General features: G+C 69.4%; 1 protein-coding gene. It reads right to left on the bottom strand.

Going from position 1 to position 1,211, the window contains the following annotated elements; all coding sequences use genetic code 11:
- A partial coding sequence (locus GA0115259_RS21530) for an acyltransferase domain-containing protein (protein WP_141716648.1) occupies positions 1–1,211 on the bottom strand: 1,211 nt, incomplete at both ends.

Raw genomic sequence — 1,211 nt, 5'->3', positions numbered from 1 at the left:
GGCGCCCTCGGGCAGACTCACCTCGGCGAAGATCTCACCGTCCCGACGCCAGGCCGCCCGTAGACCCTGGAACACCGGGCCATAGGTGAAGCCGAGCTCCGCGAACCGCTCGTAGCAACCTTCCACATCCAATGACTCAGCACCTGCGGGCGGCCATACCGTGGCATCAAAGTCAGCGGGCACGGAGTGAGAACCGACGGCCAGCACACCGGTCGCGTGCTGTGTCCACAACGGCTCGTCGGCCGCGTCAGGACGGGAGTGGACCGTGACCGTACGCCGACCGGTGTCATCGGCGACACCGACGCGGACCTGCACCTGAACCGCGCCCTGCCCGGGCAGCGTGAGCGGCGCCGCGAGCGTCAGCTCCTCAACTCGGTCGCAGCCGACCTCGTCACCCGCCCGGAACGCCAGCTCCAACAGTGCTGTCCCCGGCAGCAGAACCCGGCCCATCACCACATGATCGGCAAGCCAAGGATGCGATCCCACCGACAGCCGGCCCGTGAAGACAGCTCCTTCGCCCTCGGCCAGTTCGACCGTCGCGCCCAGCAGCGGATGGCCCGCCGAGCCAAGGCCCGCCGCCCGCATATCGCCCGTACCGCCGAGCGGCCCGGCCGGCCAGAACCACTGGTGCTGGAAGGCGTACGTGGGCAACTCGACCCGTGCCGCACCGGTTCCGGCGAACACAGCGGCCCGCTCCATGGGCGCGCCCTGAACATGCAGTCGCGCCCAGGCGGCGACGGCGGCCAGCTCCTCCGGCCTGTCCTTGCGCAGAACAGGCACCATGACGGCGTCGTCCCCGGCCGACTCGCGTGCCAGTGCGGAGAGGACACCGTCCGTGCCCAGCTCCACAAACTTCCTTACGCCCGCGTCCTCCAAGCAGCGCACGCCGTCCGCGAACCGGACGGCTTCGCGGACATGCCGTACCCAGTACTCCGCCGAGCACAGCTCATCGGCCGACGCGAGAGCACCGGTCAGATTCGACACGACCGGGATTCGAGGCGCCTGGAAGGCCAACCCCTCCACAACCGCCCGGAACTCCTCCAGCATCGGATCCATCAGCGGCGAGTGGAAGGCATGCGAGACCCGAAGACGGCTCGACTTCCGCCCCAGCGCCTCCAGTTGGACCGCCACCTCCTGGACCGCGTCCTCCTCGCCGGAGATCACCACCGAGGACGGACCATTGACGGCCGCGATCGCGACACGGTCGGAGA

It is taken from the genome of Streptomyces sp. MnatMP-M17 (assembly GCF_900091995.1).
GTDB lineage: Bacteria > Actinomycetota > Actinomycetes > Streptomycetales > Streptomycetaceae > Streptomyces.
Note: the sequence above shows the minus strand (reverse complement) of the source record. Positions and strands in the feature narration are given on the sequence as shown.